General features: G+C 66.4%; 20 protein-coding genes. All 20 read left to right on the top strand.

Going from position 1 to position 16,140, the window contains the following annotated elements; translation table 11 throughout:
• Window position 1: 1 nt before the first annotated feature.
• The 20 genes from ABT095_RS15865 to ABT095_RS15770 all read left to right on the top strand — a co-directional run bounded on the left by ABT095_RS15865 (window position 2) and on the right by ABT095_RS15770 (window position 16,140).
• Window positions 2-268 (top strand): hypothetical protein, encoded by a 267-nt coding sequence (locus ABT095_RS15865; RefSeq protein WP_350529979.1) that lies wholly within the window; start codon window positions 2-4, stop codon window positions 266-268.
• Window positions 269-486: 218 nt separating this feature from the next.
• Complete coding sequence (locus ABT095_RS15860; RefSeq protein ID WP_350529978.1) at window positions 487-2,676, top strand: phage tail tape measure protein; 2,190 nt, start codon at window positions 487-489, stop codon at window positions 2,674-2,676.
• A gap of 46 nt (window positions 2,677-2,722) precedes the next feature.
• Entirely contained in the window at window positions 2,723-3,502 is a 780-nt protein-coding gene (locus tag ABT095_RS15855; RefSeq protein WP_350529977.1) for a hypothetical protein, read from the top strand.
• Between the two features lie 50 nt (window positions 3,503-3,552).
• The gene (locus ABT095_RS15850; protein WP_350529976.1) at window positions 3,553-4,611 is read left to right on the top strand and encodes a phage tail family protein; all 1,059 of its coding nucleotides are present in this window, start codon (window positions 3,553-3,555) and stop codon (window positions 4,609-4,611) included.
• Window positions 4,595-5,398, top strand: a complete 804-nt coding sequence (locus ABT095_RS15845; protein WP_350529975.1) for a hypothetical protein — start codon at window positions 4,595-4,597, stop codon at window positions 5,396-5,398. The genes ABT095_RS15850 and ABT095_RS15845 overlap by 17 nt, the downstream gene beginning before the upstream one ends.
• Window positions 5,395-5,643 (top strand): hypothetical protein, encoded by a 249-nt coding sequence (locus tag ABT095_RS15840; protein ID WP_350529974.1) that lies wholly within the window; start codon window positions 5,395-5,397, stop codon window positions 5,641-5,643. Before ABT095_RS15845 ends, ABT095_RS15840 begins: the two co-directional genes overlap by 4 nt.
• Before the next feature lie 104 nt (window positions 5,644-5,747).
• Window positions 5,748-7,040, top strand: a complete 1,293-nt coding sequence (locus ABT095_RS15835; RefSeq protein ID WP_350529973.1) for a hypothetical protein — start codon at window positions 5,748-5,750, stop codon at window positions 7,038-7,040.
• Window positions 7,041-7,124: 84 nt separating this feature from the next.
• Complete coding sequence (locus ABT095_RS15830) at window positions 7,125-7,745, top strand: hypothetical protein (protein WP_350529972.1); 621 nt, start codon at window positions 7,125-7,127, stop codon at window positions 7,743-7,745.
• A gap of 74 nt (window positions 7,746-7,819) precedes the next feature.
• Window positions 7,820-8,509 carry a peptidoglycan-binding domain-containing protein gene (locus ABT095_RS15825; RefSeq protein ID WP_350529971.1) on the top strand — a complete coding sequence of 230 codons (690 nt, stop codon included), beginning with the start codon at window positions 7,820-7,822 and terminating at the stop codon, window positions 8,507-8,509.
• A 111-nt stretch (window positions 8,510-8,620) separates the two neighbouring features.
• Entirely contained in the window at window positions 8,621-8,869 is a 249-nt protein-coding gene (locus ABT095_RS15820; RefSeq protein WP_350529970.1) for a hypothetical protein, read from the top strand.
• Entirely contained in the window at window positions 8,866-9,429 is a 564-nt protein-coding gene (locus tag ABT095_RS15815; protein WP_350529969.1) for a deoxynucleotide monophosphate kinase family protein, read from the top strand. Before ABT095_RS15820 ends, ABT095_RS15815 begins: the two co-directional genes overlap by 4 nt.
• A gap of 78 nt (window positions 9,430-9,507) precedes the next feature.
• Window positions 9,508-9,720, top strand: a complete 213-nt coding sequence (locus ABT095_RS15810) for a hypothetical protein (protein ID WP_350529968.1) — start codon at window positions 9,508-9,510, stop codon at window positions 9,718-9,720.
• A 335-nt stretch (window positions 9,721-10,055) separates the two neighbouring features.
• Entirely contained in the window at window positions 10,056-10,796 is a 741-nt protein-coding gene (locus ABT095_RS15805) for a hypothetical protein (protein ID WP_350529967.1), read from the top strand.
• 119 nt (window positions 10,797-10,915) lie between these two features.
• Window positions 10,916-11,611 carry a recombination directionality factor gene (locus ABT095_RS15800; protein WP_350529966.1) on the top strand — a complete coding sequence of 232 codons (696 nt, stop codon included), beginning with the start codon at window positions 10,916-10,918 and terminating at the stop codon, window positions 11,609-11,611.
• Window positions 11,592-12,170: a DNA cytosine methyltransferase gene (locus ABT095_RS15795; RefSeq protein WP_350529965.1), complete on the top strand. Its 579-nt coding sequence runs from the start codon at window positions 11,592-11,594 to the stop codon at window positions 12,168-12,170. Before ABT095_RS15800 ends, ABT095_RS15795 begins: the two co-directional genes overlap by 20 nt.
• Before the next feature lie 34 nt (window positions 12,171-12,204).
• Window positions 12,205-12,687, top strand: a complete 483-nt coding sequence (locus ABT095_RS15790) for a DNA (cytosine-5-)-methyltransferase (protein WP_350529964.1) — start codon at window positions 12,205-12,207, stop codon at window positions 12,685-12,687.
• A gap of 92 nt (window positions 12,688-12,779) precedes the next feature.
• Entirely contained in the window at window positions 12,780-12,962 is a 183-nt protein-coding gene (locus ABT095_RS15785) for a hypothetical protein (RefSeq protein ID WP_350529963.1), read from the top strand.
• 72 nt (window positions 12,963-13,034) lie between these two features.
• Window positions 13,035-13,163 (top strand): hypothetical protein, encoded by a 129-nt coding sequence (locus ABT095_RS15780; RefSeq protein ID WP_350529962.1) that lies wholly within the window; start codon window positions 13,035-13,037, stop codon window positions 13,161-13,163.
• Entirely contained in the window at window positions 13,156-13,704 is a 549-nt protein-coding gene (locus ABT095_RS15775; RefSeq protein WP_350529961.1) for a hypothetical protein, read from the top strand. The genes ABT095_RS15780 and ABT095_RS15775 overlap by 8 nt, the downstream gene beginning before the upstream one ends.
• A 6-nt stretch (window positions 13,705-13,710) precedes the next feature.
• Window positions 13,711-16,140 (top strand): phage/plasmid primase, P4 family, encoded by a 2,430-nt coding sequence (locus ABT095_RS15770; RefSeq protein WP_350529960.1) that lies wholly within the window; start codon window positions 13,711-13,713, stop codon window positions 16,138-16,140.

Below are 16,140 nucleotides of genomic sequence, written 5' to 3'. Positions count from 1 at the left end.
AATGCCGAAGAAGACGACCGACATGGGCGAGCTGCTGTCCGTCGATATCGACTCGCTTTCGATCGAGGAGATCGAGACGATCGAGGAGATCATCGACGCCCCGCTTGACTCGCTGGCCCAGCCCGGTGCCCGCCGGGGCCCGATGCTCCGAGCAATGGCGGTGGTGATCAAGCGCCGGACCGACCCGGATTTCTCGATCGCTGACGCTGGCCGGCTGACCATCTCCCTGAAGCAGGGCAAGACGGACCCTACCGAGCTCAGCGCGTAGTGACGTGCGCTCGTCTGCTCGGGCATTACCGGGGGCTCACCTGGGCAGACGTGCGCGCCATGCCGCTGAGGGATTTCAACGCCCTGGTGGACCAGATGGGCGAGGACATAGAGGCACGGGAACAGGCGGAGGGGCGCTCATCCCGGAGCCGGTACAGCGGGGGAAGTGGCGAGCGGAGAACGCCCGTCATGACGTAAGCGGATCGGGGGGCCGTTTCAGTGTCGGCCAAGCCGATCAAGATTACTGTGCTGGGGGATATCACCGAGCTGGGGAAGTCGCTCGGTGAAGGGCTCAAGAAAGTTGATTCCTTCGGCAAGAAGGTGGCCGGTCTCGCCCTTGCCGGTGGTGGTGCGATTGCTGCCGGGCTCGGTGACGGTCTGGCGGAAGCCATGGACCGGGCGAAGGGCAACGGCCTGTTGGCGGCCCAGATCGGGGCGACGCCGGAGCAGGCCAAGACGCTGGGTCAGGCAGCCGGACGGATCTTCGGCGACGGCCTGGGTGAGAGTGTCGAGCAGATCAACGAGGGGCTGAAGTCCCTGTGGCAACAGGGGCTCGTGCCGGCTGGGGCCACATCCGCCCAGATCGAGAAGATCGGCGGAAAGCTCCTCAACGTCAGCAAGATCATGGGCGAGGATCTGGGCCCGACCGCCAACGCTGCGGGCCAGATGGTCAAGACCGGACTCGCAAAGAACTTTGACGAAGCCATGGATGTTCTCGTTCGTGGAACTCAGCTCGGAATCAACAAGAATGAGGATCTGCTAGACACCTTCAACGAGTACAGCGTGCAGTTCAAGAAGGTCGGAATGTCCGCCCCGGTGGCACTGGGCCTGATGAACCAGGCTCTCCGCTCCGGCGCCCGGGATTCCGATCTTGCGGCCGACGCAATCAAGGAGTTCTCACTCCGGGCTATCGACGGCTCGACCGGTTCGGCGGCTGCCTATAAGGCTCTTGGTCTCAGCGCCAAGAAGATGACCGAGACGATTGCCGGTGGTGGTCCGAAGGCCGCTGAGGCGACACAGCTCGTCTTCGACAAGATGCGGGCCCTCAAGGACCCGGTCGACAAGAACACGGTGGCTGTCGGGCTGTTCGGGACTCAGGCCGAAGACCTGGGCGGCGCTCTGGCCGCCATGAATCCCGCGACGGCAGTAGCCGGCCTGGGGCAGGTGGCAGGGGCAGCCCAGAAGGCAGGCGACACCCTCAACGACAACGCGAGTACCCGCCTGTCCGCCTTCGGCCGGAAGGCCAAGCAATATCTCGTAGACCTCACGGCCAACGAGGTTCTGCCGGTGCTCGACAAGCTGTCCGGGAAGTTCCGCACTGTCGGAGACGTGCTCTCTGCCGGGGCCGACTTCGTGGAGCGCTACAAGACCCCGATCGAGGCCACGGCCGGAGTGATCGGTGTCCTGATGATCCCCTCGCTGATCGCATGGGGCGTCAGTGCCACAACTGCCGGTATCGCCAACGGAGTTGCATGGGCGACCAGTACGGCCAGTTCCGTAACCGGGGCAGTCACTCAGGTGGCATCGCACTGGGCGGTGGTGGGCGGGTGGCTCAAGTCCGGTGCTCAGGCCGTGATTTCGGCTGGACTGGTGGTTGGCGGATGGATCGCCATGGGCGCCGAGTCCCTGATTCAGGGGGCCCGGATGGCTGCCGCGTGGCTGATCGCCATGGGCCCGGTCGGCATCATCATCGCAATCGTAGTCGCTCTGGCCGCGCTGATCTGGGCCAACTGGGACAAGGTCAAGACGTGGACCGTCGAAGCCTGGGATTACGTGTGGGACAAGATTAAGGGGGTCTTCAACTTCCTGAAGGACCTGTTCATGAACTTCACCGGGGTTGGGCTGCTGATCAAGCACTGGGACACGATCAAGCGCGCAACTATGGACGCCTTCCTAGCTGTTGGGCGGTTTGCTCAAGAGGGGATCGACGGCGTGGTCTCGTTCTTCACCGGCCTGCCTGGGCGGATTGTCGCGGCGGCCGGGCGGGTCAAGGATGCTGCCCTCGGCATCGGCCGCATGGTGATCGACGGCATTTCTGACGGTCTGTCGAAGCTGGGCGGGCTCGCGTCCGACCTGACCAGCACGGTGGCGAATGCGGCCAAGGGAGCCATAAACCACGTGATTGATCTCCTCAACTGGGCGATCCCGGATCGGCTCGGCTGGGGCGCACTGTCGATTGACCTGCCCGCGAACCCGATCCCCAAGATCCGCGCCATGGGTGGGCCGGCTTCCGGGTTGACCCGGGTCGGTGAGCGTGGCCCCGAGCTGGTCAACCTGCCGCGCGGATCGACCGTGATTCCCAACCACGCGGCGGGAGTTGGCGGGGTGGTGGTCAACGTGCAGTCGCAGGCGGACCCGTTCGTGATTGGGCGGGAAGTGGCATGGGCGCTGAGGGTGGCGCCCCGGTAGGCACCTACTTAGCTAAGTAGGTGCCCGGTATCAACAAGGGGGAAGAGTGGCGGAGTTGGGCGAGTGGACATGCGAGTACGGGGGGCTCCTCATGGGCTCCCCTGACTCCGCCATCTCGATCGTTCAGGTGGACGGCTTGCTGAACCTGCCGGACGTACGGTCGGCTGACCTCACGCTCGTGCAGCGAAACGGCCTGTGGCCCGGGGACGACTACCTTGGGGGTCGCACGGTGACGGTGACGCTTGAGGTCTACGGAAGGGATGCTGAGGAGTTCTCGGCGGCTCTGAACGCCGTACAGGCGGCCTTCCGGGTCGGCCCTGCTGAGTCCCGGTTCCGCTTCCGGTTCCCGGGGGTGGCCGGTGGTGGCACGGCCTATGTGATGGCTCGGACCCGGAAGCGATCGGCTCCGCTGAATCTGGACTTCGCGTACCACGTCTGCAACATCGTGGTGGAGCTGTTCGCAACGGCGCCGGAGATCCGGGCCGACCAGCCCCGGACCGTCACGGTCGGAGCTGAGCGCGCGTACTTCACGGCCCTGGGCTCGGAGCCGGCCCGCCCGGTGATCAGCCTGACCAACGTCAAGAACCCGATGCTCGGCGACGAAGCGACCGGCTTTCAGTTCGGGCTCACCTTCACCGGCTCGTGCACCGTCGACAGTGCGGCGCAGACCGTCACCACCAGCTCGGGCACCGATATCACCACGCTGGTCAAGACCGGTTCGATCTGGCCGGAGTACGCGGCAGGCGAGCACCGGGTCACCCTCACAACCGACAGCACCACCGGGCCTACGTCCGCCGCGATCACGTGGCGCGAGACCTGGGTGTAGCCGCCGGGAAGTCGTTGCGCTCTAGGGGTGGGTGAACCCCGGGGGGCACGATGACAGCACAGTACGACGTACTCAACACGGATCTTCGAACCGGCACGGTGCTCGACCACCTACCGGTGACGGGGATCAGCTACACGGAGACCTTGAACCAGGCCGGAGCCGCCACGGTCGGCATCCCGCTGAACTGCCCACAGGCGAACCCCTCACGGCTGTTCGCGGGCGGGAGCGGGCTCGTGGTCCTGCGGGACGGACAGCCGATCTGGGGCGGCATCCTGTGGGCCCTGGCCGCCGATCTGGCAGCCGGCACGCTGAGCCTGAGCGCCAGCGGCTACCACTCCCACTACAAGGGACGGCACTTCACCAGCGGCACCACCGTGACCAACACGGACATTGCCGACTGCCTCAAGCTCTGGCTCAACGTGGCCAACGGCGTGGGCACCGACACCAGCGGGCTGAAGGCCACCGGCCGGACCCGCACGAGGAGTTGGACCCGCTCCGAGCTCAAGAGCGTGGCCGAAGCCGTCGAAGGGCTCGCTGACGATATCGGCGGGTTCAACTTCCGGTACGTGCCGTACTGGGTCGACCCGGGCAAGCGGATCGGCAACCGGTTCACGATCAGCGACCGGAGTGGGACGGCGCTGGGGCACGTCCTTGAGCACCGGTTGAACTGCAACGTCACGCAGGTGACGTACGACTCCACCGCCCTGGCCACCACCGCGTCAGCTCTCGGCGCGGACAACGGGGCAGGCGAAAAGCTGGTGGGCGTCGCCACCAACACCGAGCTGTCGAGCCGGATTCCGACCAAGCGAATCGTTGAGACCTACTCGGATATCAAGGAAACGCAGACGCTCATCCGGAAGGCGCAGGCCACCGTGAACTCCGGTTCGGCGCCGGTCGCGATTCCGAGCCTCACGCTGTACCCCGGGTGGACGCCCCAGGACTTCAACCCGGGCGACTACTGCGCGGTCCGGGTCGATGCCGGCTACGTACAGCTTCTTGACGACTTCGTGGTGACGGAGCGCTCGACCACGGTCGACACCAACGGGGGCGAGTCCATCTCACTGACTCTCGCGAATCGAGGTCTCTTCAGCAATGCCAACCCAAGTTAACACCCTGCCGCCGTCGCTGGTTTCGGAGCTCTCCGAGCTTCGGCGACGGCTGGACACGATCGAGCGGGCTCCGGCTCCCGTGAACTCCTTCGACCGCTACCCCACCGCCGAGTGGGACCCCGTGGATCGGGGAATCGTGGCCGGGAACGTGTGGCACGCGGCCAGCATCGCGAGCGTGACCGGGCTCGTCTTCGATCGGATCGAGACGAAGTTCACCACGTACGGCGTGATCAAGGGCAAGCGCGAGCCCGAGATCCGGCTTGCCGCCTACCGGCACGGTCGGGACGGCTCGAAGGTGATCGTCTCGGCGTCGTCCACGTGGCAGCTCTCCGGCGACACCACCGCCTACCTTGCGGCGGGCCGTATCCGCTGGGTCCATGGCATCCCGTTCGGCTGGGACTACGCCACCGACACGGACGTGTACACCATCGAACTTCAGGTCCGGTACGCGATCGGCCCCGAGCAGATCCCGACGGTCCGAATCTGGACCATCGGCGCCGCTCCCACCGCGTCGACCAGCGGCCTACAGACCCGCAGCGTCGGCACCGACACGGACGGCAAGAACTTCAACACCCTTACCTACAAGGATGGTTCGGCCTACGGGGCCGGGCTGGTCGACATTCCGGCGCGCGACACCGGGAACGCCAAGATCTCCGCCATGCAGTACTGCGTCGGACTGCCGGCTTCCCGAGTCCCGGACGCCACCCCTGACGGAGTGCTCGCCTACGACCTCACGTGGAAGGTCTCGCGGAGCCCGAGCCTGTCTGAGGAGGTGATGAACCTGTGAGTTGGAACGCCGCTGACCTACTCGGCGGGACAGAGATCGTCGTGCCCGTGCTGGTCTTCCTGGCCGTTTCACTCCAGAAGTGGAAGTCAGGGCTGCACGCGGCGTGGAAGGAAGAGGCCGAAGCGTACAAGGCACGGGCGGAACGCCTTGACGAAGAGGTGGCCAAGCTCGTGGACGAAGTCCGCGCACTTCGCTCCGAGAACCGCGAACTCCGCGACCAGATAGCAGAGTTGCTGAGCCGATAGGGGGAGTCATCAGCACGCCAGCACAAGCACTACCAGCAAGCATCCCGACCGTGACCCTTCGCGGCCGGTACCTGGGGCCCGACGGACGGCCCCTGAGCGGCACCGTGACCATCACCGGTCCGCCCGTGCTGACCTTCGCCGTGGCAGACGTGTTCGTGGCCGGTCCGGTGGTGGCCACACTCGACGGCACGGGGCGCTTCTCCGTCGTGCTGCCCGCCACGGATGCGCCGGACATGAACCCGAGCAACTGGGCGTACGTCGTCAAGGAGAACCTGAGCGGCGTCATCGGCAGCCGGACCTTCGCGGCGCTGCTGCCGAAGGTGAACCCGTTGGTGGAGCTCGCCGATATCGCTCCGGCCGATCCCACCACGCCCAACTACGTGCCGGTACCGGGCCCGAAGGGCGACCCGGGCAGCGTCGACACGGTGAACGGCCACAAGGGGCCGTACGTCTACGTGTCGGCTGAGGACGTGGGCGCTCTGCCGATCGGTGGCGGTGTGCTGACGGGCGGGCTCGTCCTGGCCAACGATGCCGGCTCGTACCGGTCGCTGACCTACCGCACGGGCACCAAACCCCGGTGGGTACTCCAGACCAGCGCTGCAGCTGAGACCGGCGCCGACGCGGGCTCTCACTTCGAGCTCGTCAGCTGGACGGACGCGGGGGACTACAAGGCCACCCTGCTGCACGCCCACCGTGACACCAGCGCGCTCGGGGTGGGAACCAGCTCGCTCGCCACGGGCGCCCAGCTCACCAGCGCGGGACCGGCCGCCCTGGTGGACTCCGCAGCACCACCACCCGCCTTCGCTGGCGGCTCGGTGCTCTACTCCCAAGCGGGAGAGCTGCGGATGCGGAAGGCCAGCGGCGGCACCTTCAGCCTGGGGCGGGGTATCGCTGACTCGACCCTGGCCACCGGGCTGTACGTGGGCCAGTACCGCGACGGCCAGTTCGGGCCTGAGCGGTGGAACGGTGCCCAGTGGATCGCCGTGGGTGCTTATCAGGCGTACACCTGCCAATGGTCCGGGGTGACCACCGCGCCCAGCCTGGGGAACGGGTCGATCACCTCGCGGTACTCCCAGATCGGGAAGACCGTCACCGGGTTTATCAAGATCAACTCTGGCACGTCGACCACGTGGGGCACGGGCGCGTGGTTCTGGTCGCTGCCGGTGCCGGCTGCCGCCTGGTACTTCAGCGGATACGGCGCGGTGATCGGCTCGGCGCACGCTGACCGGGCAGCCGGAGCGGGGGCAGGTCCGTCGCACGTGTGGATCAGTGCGGCGTCGACCATTCAGGCGTTCACCACGGCTGCCAATGCCCCGTGGGGCGCCACGGTCCCGTGGACACCGACCAGCGCGACCGGCAACACGTACAGCCTGAACTTCACCTACGAAGCGGCGTAGCTGTAGTTGCTGCGAAGGGGTGATTTTCGATCAGTCTCTTCGCGCCACATTATCAGGTGAATTATTCCTGCGTAGCATGTCGCCATGCGAGAATTTGTGAGGCTTGCATCAGCCTGCGGCGGGCCGTTCGGGTGGGATTGGGGAAATGTTCCCACGTGGATTAGCGCGGTGATTACCAGTGTTTCTGTGCTAGTCGCGACCGTTACCTATCGCGCAAATCGGAATGACTTGAAACGGGCGCATGCAAGCAAGGTCGCCGCCTGGGTGTCCGAAGAGCAGGACGGTGCTGGATTTCCCAGATATTTCGCGAACGTCAGCAATACCGGAACTTCAGCAATCCGGAACCTGAGGGCCACGAGCGCAAGCACGGCCGAGAAAATCATCTCCACGCCTGAGCTTCCGGCGGGCGGGTCTGTTCGCGAAGAGCTGTCCAGGTTGCAGGGCACTGGATGGGCTGTCATCGGCAAGCCAGAGATCAAGCTCTCCCCGGGCGATGTTGTTGAATATCGCGCCGTGGTCATGGCGCGTGAACTGGAGCTCGTGTTGCAGTTCAGGGATGCGCTTGGCAGAGAATGGAAGATTCTCCCGGGCGGGCGGATCAAAGCCATTAGAAAAAAATCCAAGGAGCTTGGCTTTATCGCGATGGTGGATAGCTCGGGCGACCTTTTCAAGCTGGAGCGCTGGCGAGATGCCAACAAACGCTAGGTGAATAAATCTCAAGACGCCCCGAACCGGGCTCTCCGGCGGGGCTTTTTCATGCCCAAAAACAGGGGGAAACCATGGGTACTGCTGACGCGATGATCAACGCTGCTGCTGCGGACGTGGGTTACAAGGAGGGGCCGAACAATGACACCAAGTACGGTGACTGGTACGGCGATCCGCACGACTACTACTGCGACATGGCGGTGTCGTTCTGGGCCGCGCAGAGCGGCAACGCGGGTGCTGTCGGCCGCTTCGCCTTCTGCCCGACTCACGTCTCGTGGTTCAAGGCCCGGGGTCAGTGGCACGGCGCCGGAGAGGCAGTCCGCAAGGGTGATCTCGTCTTCTACTCCTGGGGTACCGGCGTCGCGGACCACGTAGGCGTGGTGGTGGACGACTCCGCCCCCGGCGCCGAGCTGCACACCATCGAGGCCAACACCAGCTCCGGTCTGGCCGGCTCTCAGGGCAACGGGGACGGGGTCTACCGCCGGACCCGAACCCGGGGCAGCGTGCTCGGCTTCGGCCGTCCCGCGTACGACCAGGGCAGCGCGGGCTACCCGGGCTACCTGACCCGCCGGGGTGCCAAGGGGGCCGTCGTCCGGGCGATTCAGAACGCGCTCGTCCGGCACGGCTTCGGGGTCGGCCGATGGGGCGCTGACGGGGATTTCGGCGCTGCCACCGACGCGGCCGTCCGCGCCTTCCAGCGAGCCCAGGGGATCGACTCCGACGGCATCGTGGGCCCGGTCACCTGGGGCCGTCTCTTCAGCTGAGCACTACCGAACGTGACCGGCCTACGCCGTAGTTGCCCGGTGCTGGGCCGGTCTGTCCCGGTTCCGTGCAGCTGCTCGGAATCTCACTCACTGTGACAAGAGGAAGATCAAATGCGTTTCGTCTACACCCATCCTGCCCGCATCTACGCCGTGGTTGTCGCGGCTCTCGCCCTGGTGGCGCACTACGTGCCGTCTCTGCCGTCCGCCCTGGTGCTCGCCCTGGTGGCCGCCGTGCTCGGCACCGGTGAGGCTGTCCAGCGCACTGAGAACGCCAAGACCGCCCAGGCGCTCGCCGACCCGGCCCCGGTGCCGGCTGACGCCTTCGACCCGTTCGACGGTGACGCCCAGGCCGCCGAGTGAGCCCGCGCCACGTCGCACTGATCGGCCGGGCGCGTAGCGGCAAGGACACTGCTGCCGCCCGGCTGACCGGAGAGCACCTGTACACCCGCGTCGCCTTCGCCGACCCGCTCAAGGATCTGGCTCTCAGCGTCGACCCGATCGTCTCGGCAGAGCCCGGCCACTTCGGCTACCTGCCGACCCGGCTCAGTGCGGTGGTGAAGCGGGAGGGCTGGGAGCGGGCCAAGAGCCGGCCGGAAGTCCGCCGCACCCTTCAGCATCTCGGGCAGGCGATCCGCGACGTTGACCCGTTCTTCTGGGTGAGCATCGCGCTCAGCAAGCTCGACGTGGCGAGCAGGTGGAACCTGCCCGTGGTCGTCACGGACTGCCGGTACCGAAACGAGGCGGACGAGCTCCGGGCCAGGGGCTTCCTGATCGTCCGGATCGTCCGGCCGGACCTGAGCGAGCAGCCCGGGAGCGAGCACGTCAGCGAGACCGAGCTAGACGACTACCCAGAAGACGCGGTGATCCACAACTCCAGTACACTGCAAGATCTTTGGGCCCAGCTTGACGCCCTGATCTGACCCGTAGCCCCCTGCTGCCTCTCCGGCGGTGGGGGGCTTTCTGTATCCTGCCCACCGTAGCTACCGGAGGGACACACCGTGAAGTACAGCGCGACGGTTGCGCGGGCCGGGGCCGAGCCCAGGGAACCCAAGACGGTCGACACTGCTGAGCACGCTGCCGGTTTGCTCTGGCCCCTGCTCAAGGCCAACGGCTGGGCGGAGAGCGAGGAGAGCGCGCTTGCGGTGCTCGTCTCGTGCGAGCCTCTGACGTTCAAGGGGTTCGTCTACAAGGTCACCGAGATCCCCGCCTGACAGCTCCACCCGAGCCCCTGCCTGGCACCGAGCCGGGCGGGGGCTTTCGCGTTCTCCGGTCCCCGACGCGGGTGGTCGTGACGGATGACAGTTCTTCTCTCTGTTCTGGTATCTCTAAGAAATTCATAGGCATACCGGAAGTTGAAGAAGACCATCAAACCGCCAGGGCGCCCCTGCCGGGAAGTTCTTGCGCTCCCTTCTGTACGACAGATCCACGAGCCCGAAGGGGGCCAACCATGGGTGCAGTAAAGACCGTTCAGCGCGCTGGGTCGCGCTTCTACGTCGACACCAGCCGGCCTGAGATCAAGGTACCGGGCGTCACGTCGATCATCGGTATGTTGCCGAAGCCGTTCCTTCAGCACTGGGCCGCGAAGCTCACGGCCGAACTCGCGGTAGATAGCCTGCCGTTCGTGGAGCAGATGGCCGCGCGGGACCGTCAGGGGGCCGTCGACTACCTCAAGGGTGCGGCCCGTCGGTACACCACGATCAGGGCGGACCTGGGCTCGAAGGCTCACGACCTCTTCGAGCGGCTGATTCGCGGTGAGGACGTGGGCCGGGTGCACCCGGACCTTGAGCCGTACCGCAAGCACTTCGAGGAGTTCCTAGCTGCCGTCCGGCCCGAGCTCGTGGGCGCCGAAGACGTGGCGTGGAGCGACCAGCACGAGTACGCGGGCAGCTTCGACGCCATGCTTCGGGTCTGGCTGGACGACGACAACCGGCCGACCCCGGACCGTTCGGGCCGCTCCGTCCTGTTGATGGTCGACTGGAAGACCTCGAAGGACACTTACGCTGACGTGGCACTCCAGATGAGCGCCTACGCCAACGCTGACCGGATCATCTCGGCGGACGGGTCGAGCCGACCCATGCCCGAGTTCGACGGTGCCGCCGTGCTCCACGTCACCGCCGATCAGTGGGCCTTCAAGCCGGTACGGATCGACCCTGAGGTGTACGGGTACTTCCTGACGCTGCGGAAGGTCTTCACCTGGGACCGTGAGGTTTCAAAGACCGTGATCGGCAAGGCACTTGCGGCGAGCTCGAAGAAGATCGTCACCGGTACCCAGCGCCGAGCCGGCTGACCGGCCGGGAAGTCCTTGCGCTCTAGAGGGGGTAGGACAGCGGGGAACACACCAGAGCCGCCACCTACTTATTAAGTAGGTGCCCGGCAGCCCCGCGCTACCACCTTGGGGGGAAGCGCATGGCGCTACGTATTTTCGAGACCGACCCGGCCGCAATGCCGAAGGCCGCCTTCGCCGATGACACCGTGGGCCGGTTCCACCCCGGCAAGTCGGTGGACGGCCTGCCGGTGGCACTCTCCGAGTGGCGCATCACGACCGGTGACAAGGCGGTGGCTGACGCTGTCGCCCAGCTCTTCGGCGGCTCCGTGGTCGACACCGAGAGCGCATCCGAGCGGCACCTTGAGGTGCAGACCGACCGGGCGAAGGTGCTGGTCGTCCTCGACGGCCCCGAGTCCGTGACTTCGGACCTGAAGCTCTGGAACGGCTCCAACCTGGTCCATCACTGCGACGGGGTGGAGTTCCTGTCTCCGGAGGATCTGGCGGGCCGTCCGTGCGGCTGCCCGACCCTGATGGAAGACCGGAAGGCAGCGCACAAGCGCAAGATGGGCCCCGGTCCGGCAATCAGCATCACCTTCACGCTCGCCGATGACCCGGAGCTCGGCACCTTCCGGTGCCAGACCGGCAGTTGGAAGCTGGCCGAAGTGCTCCACGAGCTCGATAACGCGCTGACCCGGGTGGGTGCTCCGGCGCTCGCCGAGCTGGCCCTTGAGCACGTGGAGTACGACACGAAGGCGGGCCGCCACGTCAGCTACTACAAGCCGACCGTCAAGGTCCTGAAGGCGTACAACGACGCCATTGCGGACCAGAGGGAGTAACGAACGAAGGGGGACACGAATACCGATTCTTGAGCTGTGCGCCGGCTACGGGGGGCTTGGCCGGGCCGTTGAGGCTCTCACGGGCGAGCGGGTGCGGTACGTGGCGGAGAGCGATCCTTACGCCGCTCTGATCACTGCCACACGGTACCCGCGCGCCCCGAATCTCGGCGATATCACGCAAGTTGACTGGTCCACGCTCGTTGGGCAGGTGGACATCATCACGGCAGGGTTTCCCTGCCAGGACATTTCGAATGCGGGGAAGCGCGCTGGCATCACGGGGGAAAGGTCAGGCATCTGGACGAGTGTTCTCGAAGCCGTTCGCGTTCTTCGACCGAGACTCGTCTTCTTGGAAAACGTGGCCGCTATCCGCCGAAGGGGGCTCCCGGACGTTCTCGGGGGACTGGCCGAAGTGGGGTATGACGCGCGATGGACTAGCTACCGAGCTTCCAGCTCTGGAGCCGCCCACGTGCGTGACCGCTGGTTCTGCGTCGCCTCTCCTTCTGCCGACCCCAACCGCATCCGATGCGTCACGTGGACCAGACTTCGCGAAGGCAGCTAGGCCGGGGGCCGGTGGTGACGATCTGGTCACCACCGTGGCAAGGCTGTTCGACAAGCGGCGGACCGAGAGGTTGTTCAAGACGCCCACGGCGAACTTGGGCAGCAACGGAGCACCGCAGCACCCGGACAAGCGGAAGGCCGGCGGACACGGGCCGAACCTCGATGACGAGGTGTCGTTCCTGCTGCCGGTCGACCCGGACCAGGCGGACGAGGTGCTGCCCGGGGTCTACCACTCCCCGCGCGAGTGGTGGGCGGACTACGCGCCCGCCGTGCACCGTTGGGAAGTGATCTCGGGCGCTCCGGCACCGATCCCGGTGGAGTTCGGGCCCCGTGGTGGGCGCCGGTTGGCTGCGTCGTTCGCCGAGTGGTTGATGGGTCTTCCTCGGGGGTGGGTGACCTTCATCCCGGGCCTGAACCGGGCCCGGCAGCTCCGCGCGATCGGCAACGGCGCCATGTCGCAGCAGGCGTACGCGGCGTACCTGCATCTACTCAACTACAAGGACAGGGAGGGGACATAGGCAAGCGGGGGGTAGTCACCGACTACGCGGGGGAAGAGCTGTACCCGGGTGACCTGATCACCTATTCGGCCCGTGTCGGCAACCGGGTGCGGATGACGGACGCGATCATCCGGAAGGCCACGGTGCGGCTGGTCGACGGCCGGCTGAGGCCGATGCTGAAGGTACAGCCGACAGGCATCGAGTCGGGGTTCTCGAAGCGGCGCACTCTGCGTGCGGAGTGGGTTTCGACCGAGCATGCACGGCTCGTGCTGTCCGGCGTGGCCTCGAAGAACTGACTGACGGCAAGGGGCCGGGCAACTCCAACTCTGGGGCTGTCCGGCCCATTTCGCATTTTCTGGGGGGGAACTATGAAGCATGCTCTGACGCTGCCCGCCGAGCCGTTCGGCCTGGCGCTCGTGCTGTCCATGCTCGGGGCGCTGGTGGGGGCGCTCGTCATCGCGGGGGTTCTGGCCTGGGACTGGTGGACCCGTGACTAACCGGAACAAGCGGCAGGGAACCGCGTGGGAGTCCATGGTGCGGGACTACCTGAACAGGGTGCTCGGGCAGATGGACGAGTACGGGCAGTTCCTCGACCCGTTCGATGGGCTCAACGTCCGGCGGCCAGCTCAGGAAGGCGCGCGCGACGTGGGCGACGTGCACGCCGTGCCCTTCGTGATCGAGGCGAAGGACGTGAAGAAGCCAACTGTCCCAAGCTTCCTTCGCCAAGCGGAAGTTGAGGCCAGGCATGCGGGCTTCCCGTACGGCGTCGCGGTGGTCAAGGTCCGCCGGGCCAACGTAGCCCGGGGGCGGGTGCACTTCACCGTCAGGACGTGGACGCGGGTACGGCTCGCGCTCGGGCCCAGCTCCCGCGCCTTCGCCGACCGCTACGGCTTCACCTTCTCGCTTCGTGGGCTCGATACCGGCCGATGGTACGCGACGACCGATCTTGAGCAATTCGCGTGCCTGCTCAGGGACTTGCGCGCGCTGAGGCAGCCGGGAAGGGCTTGCGCTCTAGCTGGGTGTGACCAAGGGAGTTGATCACACATGCAGTTTGCAGCGCTTATCGCCAAGTTCTCCGACGTGACGGAGCTGCCCGACGGATACCTTGCCCGGTGCCCCGCGCACTCCGACTCGCGTCCGTCGCTCCGGATCTGGGTCGGCGAAGACCGGAAGGTGGGCTTCTCGTGCCGGGCCGGCTGCGACAACGACGCGGTACGGCAAGCGGTTGGGCTCGGCTGGGGGGACCTGTTCGACGTAGGCGGAGAGGCGGTCACCGTACCGACCGGGCGTCCCGAGCTGATCGGCCCCGGGCCGACTGCCGCACTGGCCCAGTACGTCGACCACACGGCCGCCATCCTGGGAGGGCAGGGCGACGACTGGGCCGTCTCTGCCGGGCGGTACGCGCTCGACCGGTTCGGGCTCGACCTTGACGCCCTGGTGGAGCTCGGCATCGGTGTGGACGACGGCTCGACCGTCGGCGGCCTTCCGTGGCGCTCCCGGAACTTCCTGGCCTTCCAGCGCCTCACGGTGCCGCTGAAGGACTTCCGGGGTGTGGCCCGTGGCCTTCAGGGACGAGACCTCACCGGGCAGTGCCCCGGCCGGTGGTACTCCCTGGTGAACCCGGAAAACGCTCGCTGGGCGTCCTGGGGCTACTTCCGGGGCCAGGGCGGCTACGGCACCGTGATCATCACCGAAGGGCCGGGCGACGCCCTGACGGCCGTTGCGGTGGGCTACGACGCGGTGGCGATCCGGGGTGCCTCACTGGCCGGCTCGCCCGAGCTGGTGGCCGAGCTCGCCGAAGGGCTCAAGGGTCAGCACGTGATCATCTGCGGGGACAACGACTCGGCGGGGCAGGGCTTCACCCGGCGGCTCGCCGAAGGGCTCGAAGCTCTCGGCGTCTCCGTCTCCGCCCTCACCGTTCCACAGGCTGGGGACGACCTCACGGACTGGCGGGCCCGCGATCCGTTGGCCTTCCCGCTCGCGCTCCACCAGGCCGTCAAGGAAGCCCGACCGCTCCGCGACTCCGCCCAGGCCGAAGCTCTGGCCACGGCACAGGAGTTGACCACCAGGACCGGCACCGACGCCGTAACGCAGCAGCAGGGTTCGGAAGCGGCCCGCATCCTCGCGGGGCTGATCGGCCGGTACGGCGACAGCGACGCCATGAACGCCCACGCGCTCACCACGTGGACCGACGGCCGCATCCGGTACTCCCCGGGGCTCGGCTTCCACGTGTGGAACGGAACCGTCTGGGAGCGCTCAACTGTCAAGGTGCGTCAGGAGATTCACCGAATGGGCGCGGCGCTTGTCCTGGCCGGCGAAGTCCAGAAGGCACGCGGCTTCACGATGACCACCCGGATCGACGCCCTCATGACGGAGCTGCGGAGCGTGCCCAGCGTCCACGTGGACGCCGACGCCTTCGACGCCAAGCCGGACCTGCTCAGCTTCGCGAACGGCACGGTCAACCTGCGGACAGGGGAGCTCCGGCCGCACGACAAGGGGGACCTTCTGACGTACGCGCTCGAAGTCGACTACCGGCCGGAAGCCACCTGCCCCAGGTGGGAGAGCTTCCTTCAGGAAATCTTCCCGAACAACCCCGAGCTGCCCGCTTACATGCAGCGGCTCACCGGGTACGGCATCACTGGCCACACCAGCGAACAGGCATTCGCCGTGCTCTGGGGCTGGGGCGCGAACGGAAAGTCCGTCTTCACAGAGACGCTGACCGCGATCTTCCAGAGCATCACGAAGACCACTCCGTTTGCGACCTTCGAGGAACGGGCGTCCGGCGGCATCCCGAACGATATCGCTGCACTCCGGGCGGCTCGGCTCGTCATGGCGAGCGAGGGCGAGAGCGGAAAGGCCATGTCAGAAGCCGTGCTGAAGCGGATGACAGGCAAGGACAAGATCAGTGCGCGTTTTCTTCGTCAGGAGTTCTTCGAGTTCCGCCCGGCCTTCCTTTTGTTCCTGGCCACCAACCACAAGCCCCGCTTCAAGAGCCAGGACGAAGGGCTCTGGCGTCGCGTGAAACTCGTACCTTTCCGGCGCTGGTTCGCCCCGGACGAACGTGACTTCGATCTTGACCAGAAGCTTCTCGCCGAGTCCGAAGGCATCGCTGCATGGGCCGTCAGGGGGGCTCGGGAGTGGTACAGGACCGGTCTGGTCGACCCCGGGGTGATCCTGCGGGCCAGTGACGAGTACCGAGCGACTTCGGACGCCCTGGCCGGCTTCTTCCCGGGCGTCCTGGAGAAGGGCGCCGAAGAGGACGTGATGAACGGCACCGACGTCTTCAACGTGTATCTCGACTGGGCGGAAGCTGAGAACCTGCCCGTCCGGGAACGGTGGACCCGGCGGACCTTCTACAGCGCGATGGAAGAGCGGGGGGTGGCAAGGAAGAAGACAGTGAAGGGGATTGCGCTCGTGGGCGTCCGTCAGCCCGATACGGCAGCTGTCTCGGCACCGGGCATCTTCACGGCCTGA

This window comes from Kitasatospora sp. NPDC002227, from assembly GCF_040296285.1.
Taxonomy (GTDB): domain Bacteria; phylum Actinomycetota; class Actinomycetes; order Streptomycetales; family Streptomycetaceae; genus Kitasatospora.
Note: the sequence above shows the minus strand (reverse complement) of the source record. Positions and strands in the feature narration are given on the sequence as shown.

Excerpts from the sequence above, each read along its gene's own strand:
- ABT095_RS15845 (WP_350529975.1), top strand. The coding sequence starts at position 4,595 with ATGCCAACCCAAGTTAACACCCTGCCGCCGTCGCTGGTTTCGGAGCTC.
- ABT095_RS15820 (WP_350529970.1), top strand. The coding sequence starts at position 8,621 with ATGCGTTTCGTCTACACCCATCCTGCCCGCATCTACGCCGTGGTTGTC.
- ABT095_RS15770 (WP_350529960.1), top strand. The coding sequence starts at position 13,711 with ATGCAGTTTGCAGCGCTTATCGCCAAGTTCTCCGACGTGACGGAGCTG.
- ABT095_RS15780 (WP_350529962.1), top strand. The coding sequence starts at position 13,035 with ATGAAGCATGCTCTGACGCTGCCCGCCGAGCCGTTCGGCCTGGCGCTC.
- ABT095_RS15850 (WP_350529976.1), top strand. The coding sequence starts at position 3,553 with ATGACAGCACAGTACGACGTACTCAACACGGATCTTCGAACCGGCACG.
- ABT095_RS15805 (WP_350529967.1), top strand. The coding sequence starts at position 10,056 with ATGTTGCCGAAGCCGTTCCTTCAGCACTGGGCCGCGAAGCTCACGGCC.
- ABT095_RS15865 (WP_350529979.1), top strand. The coding sequence starts at position 2 with ATGCCGAAGAAGACGACCGACATGGGCGAGCTGCTGTCCGTCGATATC.
- ABT095_RS15785 (WP_350529963.1), top strand. The coding sequence starts at position 12,780 with ATGACGGACGCGATCATCCGGAAGGCCACGGTGCGGCTGGTCGACGGC.
- ABT095_RS15830 (WP_350529972.1), top strand. The coding sequence starts at position 7,125 with ATGCGAGAATTTGTGAGGCTTGCATCAGCCTGCGGCGGGCCGTTCGGG.
- ABT095_RS15800 (WP_350529966.1), top strand. The coding sequence starts at position 10,916 with ATGGCGCTACGTATTTTCGAGACCGACCCGGCCGCAATGCCGAAGGCC.
- ABT095_RS15825 (WP_350529971.1), top strand. The coding sequence starts at position 7,820 with ATGGGTACTGCTGACGCGATGATCAACGCTGCTGCTGCGGACGTGGGT.